The 3,490-nt window shown below is 40.0% G+C and carries 6 protein-coding genes; all 6 read right to left on the minus strand.

Annotated features, from left to right (window positions below):
* Positions 1-559, minus strand: a 559-nt coding sequence (locus tag OCV67_RS12825; protein WP_147644335.1) for a putative phage tail protein, incomplete at its 3' end; no start/stop codon positions are given.
* Positions 546-1,613, minus strand: coding sequence for a baseplate J/gp47 family protein (locus OCV67_RS12830; protein ID WP_147644336.1), 1,068 nt, complete (start codon positions 1,611-1,613; stop codon positions 546-548). The genes OCV67_RS12830 and OCV67_RS12825, both read right to left, overlap by 14 nt.
* Entirely contained in the window at positions 1,610-2,014 is a 405-nt protein-coding gene (locus OCV67_RS12835) for a DUF2634 domain-containing protein (protein ID WP_147644337.1), read from the minus strand. The genes OCV67_RS12830 and OCV67_RS12835 overlap by 4 nt, the downstream gene beginning before the upstream one ends.
* Positions 2,015-2,257, minus strand: coding sequence for a hypothetical protein (locus OCV67_RS12840; protein WP_147644338.1), 243 nt, complete (start codon positions 2,255-2,257; stop codon positions 2,015-2,017).
* Positions 2,258-2,266: 9 nt separating this feature from the next.
* Positions 2,267-3,229 (minus strand): XkdQ/YqbQ family protein, encoded by a 963-nt coding sequence (locus OCV67_RS12845; protein ID WP_147644339.1) that lies wholly within the window; start codon positions 3,227-3,229, stop codon positions 2,267-2,269.
* A gap of 11 nt (positions 3,230-3,240) precedes the next feature.
* Positions 3,241-3,490: LysM peptidoglycan-binding domain-containing protein (locus OCV67_RS12850; RefSeq protein WP_147644340.1), on the minus strand; the 250-nt coding region annotated here is incomplete at its 5' end.

A 3,490-nucleotide genomic window follows, 5' to 3' on the forward strand; every position in this document is an offset into this window, starting at 1 on the left:
ATAACGGCAAGTCGGTATTGTACAATTCAACTTCACAGCTTAAATATATCGGTGCGTCTATACCGAATGAAAGCTCATATTCAATATGCGCCGGAATCTTTTCACTCAAAAGATTTTTTACTTCCTGCAAATAAATCTGCGGACTGTTTCCTCTTTCGGCATTTATGTACAGCTTATTGTTTCCCTCCGAATCAAACGGCTCAAGGCTGCATTTTGCTTCTCCGCCCGTATACGCCTTTATCATATCGGAAATTACAGAAGCTGAAATTTTGCCCGAACCGATCAGTCTTGCTTTTACCAGTCGGCGGCGTTCTTCAATCGGTTTTAAAGAATCCGGAATAATCCCCATAATTTTTTCATAAGAAGAGATCACTCTTTCATCCGCACTGTCTATAAACCGATTGGAAAATACCTGTTCAATACTATTTTGCAGATTGTCAGCAAGTCTGCCCTGAGCCTTGAGAATTTCAACCATTTCATATACTTCACGGTAAAAGACCGGATAATAGGTTATTAGCTCCTCATAGTTGTTTTTGTAATGACTTTCAAACAGCTTCAATTTCAGTCACCCCCAAAATAGGCACACTTTCAGCGTTTACCGCAATATTTTCGTCCGAACCGTTAATGACGAGATTTCTGTAATCTGCTATTTCAGTAACATCGGAAATCACAGCGCCTATTTCAGAAATTCGTATCATAATTTCCTCTGCATCAGAACTGTTCATTACCTGCGTTTTAAAATAATTCTCTATCCCTGATTTTATTGACTCCTTTGCCGCTTCAAAACTAAACCCCTGCTTTACCTCAATCGTAACGGAAATATCTATATACTCACTTTCAGCTGCCGCAGCTGTAAAATGAGCGCCTATAGGAGCGCAGCCCTCGCCCAGTCCCAGACTGTCAGGGTCCACATACTCCTGTACTTCATTTACAATATCTTTTCCGCACGGAAGTCCGTTTAAATCTATAAGAACGGCCTTTACAGTATTGGGGCCGTTCCACAGCGGAAAGATTTTTGCCTTGCCTACGCCGTCAATACTTTCGCACCATATTTTGTAATGCTGTTTGTTTCCGTTTTCTCCCGAACCGGATATTTTGTCTTTCAGACGGCGGCGCAGACTTTCGTCATCTTCCGGCGTTGTACCGTATTCAATTACCGTACCGAATTCTGCTCCTTCAAGTCCCGATATAGTATCAACGGGAACCGCCGCTGTTCCGGGGAAAATATTATTGTATTCCGTTCCTGTTTCCTCGGCTTCAAAGTACCAGCCGGATTCATCGGTTTTAAGTACAAAATACAGTCCATTGTAAAAGAAACGTTCATTTTCTTCTGTAACAGTTCCCGTAATTGCGGCAGTATATCTTGCCTTTTCAGCTCCATGACGTGTAATTCCGTACTCAGACGCTTTGGAATCAAGATATTCTCCCGAAGCGGTTTCTACCTGTGAAAGCGAAAATATCAATTCAAGATCAGTATAGTATTTTGCGATTTTAATAAGGATTCCGGAAACTGCATCATAAAAAATGCTCCCCGGACGTGTGTCAATATCGTCGGGAGCATTATTTAAAACCTCTTCAAGAAGATTTTCATAAGTATAGCTTTCAAACATCATATTACCTCTCTTATCTGAGTTTCACCGAATACGGTATCGGCTTTAAACACAATAAAGGCTTCATCATTCTTAAAACTTATTTCAAAATCATACACATCAAGTATTCGTGTATCCTGTGAAAGCGCGTCCCTGACAAGCTCAGGCAAGGCTGTTTCTATCAGTTCGGGAGTTGATACCTCGTCATAGACCATATCCTTCAGCTCTCCGCCGTAATCGTCATCATAAATAAGGCACTTGTAACGTGCCGTTATTATCGCTTTTCTTATCGCCTGATTTACTGCTTCGATTCCGTCAACAGTACCGATAATTCTTCCCGAATCAAGGTCAAGACGGTATGTGCGTGTGGGCTTTTCCGTCTCTTCTTCAATAGTATCAATGGGAATTTCAATATCTACCGCCATTTACATCACCGCCCTGTCCAACGCATAATACTTTTTGCCGTTATTAAATACCAGTAAATGTACATATTCTCCCGTATGCAAATCGGAAAGTCTTTGAGGGACGATTGGGAGCGGTGTAAGCTTTTCATCATTTATTACCTGTACTCTGACAGGATTTTCAGAAATAACCCTGCCTATTACAATATCATTTCCCTTTGGCAGCATTTGCTGCATCAATCCTTTAATACTTGTTGGATTATCCATTCAGACCTCCTATTCGTTTACGGAATTAAGCGTAAGATTCATTGTATGACTTCCTCCTTTGAAAGTATGAGTATCTTCATCGACATAGAAAGTACGCTTGATTCCCAGTTCGTCAATTATTACATAAACCCCAACTCCTGATATAACATCGGGTATACCCAAAGCCTCAACACTCAGGCTTATTTCGGGAGTACTGATTTCTTTCAGTGTTTCCTTTATATGCTCCTGAAGCTTGGCTTCTGAAAGATCATCGTCCTTTTTTTCGATATCCTGAAAAATACCGATTTTCTTTTCAAGCTCGGTATTCTTCTTAACGGCATAAACCTTATCTTCGTCAGAGAGAATTTTTAAACGTGTCTTTATATCCTCAATACTCTTTTTGTATGTATATGACATAATGTTTCCGCCTGTCTCAAGAACCCATTGAAGTATATCTTCACGACGTTTTATAAGGCTTAAAACTCCCTTTGAGGAATTCACATAATACTTTGTTCCCGTAGCTTTAAAATCCTGAGAAATGGCGTCGAGTATTGCGTCCCATGCAGTTGTTTTTGACTTTGTAAGCTCCGGAATTTTGTATGATGTCTTTGCAACGTCTGAATATTTAATACCGAAACGCTTGCATACATCAATAAAAATATCGTGTACGGTTTTGTTCTCGTACACGAATGTATCTTTATTGTTTGACAGGTAAATACCGTTATCATAGGCGGTAATTGGCATTTTAAAGCTTTCGGACTGCTGTTGTGACATTATCATACCCCTAAATAATTCCTTGCCCTTATAACTGAAAATCAATTGATGACCTTTTGTGACATCTATTCCGCTTTGTGCGCCTTTACAGTCCAGAAGCGAAATGCTTACAGACCGTGCGGCAGAACCCTTTCTCCCTTTCCACTTGATACTTTCCACAAGTTCTGAAATATCGTAGGTTTTGCTGTCACGGTATAAAATCAAATTGATATCGGACATAACTTGCCTCCTTACGGTATTGTTAAGACCTGACCTACCTTTATCAGATTAGGATTAGAGCCGATGATTTTTTTATTGGCTTCATAGATTTTAGTATATTTAGAGCCGTCTCCGTAATACTTTTTGGCAATATTGTAAAGGCAGTCTCCTGATTTTACGGTATAGGTCTTAGGCTTTGATTTGGTATTGACTCTTGCGTTTGTCTTTTTGGGGGCAGACGCTTTGTTTTTGTTGATGTTTATCTGTCTGACTCTTACCGTC

The organism is Porcipelethomonas ammoniilytica (genome assembly GCF_025567485.1).
GTDB classification, from domain to species: domain Bacteria; phylum Bacillota; class Clostridia; order Oscillospirales; family Ruminococcaceae; genus Porcipelethomonas; species Porcipelethomonas ammoniilytica.

Bases quoted from the DNA above. Each gene is read 5' to 3' on its own strand.
- OCV67_RS12830 (WP_147644336.1), bottom strand. From the start codon at position 1,613: ATGATGTTTGAAAGCTATACTTATGAAAATCTTCTTGAAGAGGTTTTA.
- OCV67_RS12835 (WP_147644337.1), bottom strand. From the start codon at position 2,014: ATGGCGGTAGATATTGAAATTCCCATTGATACTATTGAAGAAGAGACG.
- OCV67_RS12840 (WP_147644338.1), bottom strand. From the start codon at position 2,257: ATGGATAATCCAACAAGTATTAAAGGATTGATGCAGCAAATGCTGCCA.
- OCV67_RS12845 (WP_147644339.1), bottom strand. From the start codon at position 3,229: ATGTCCGATATCAATTTGATTTTATACCGTGACAGCAAAACCTACGAT.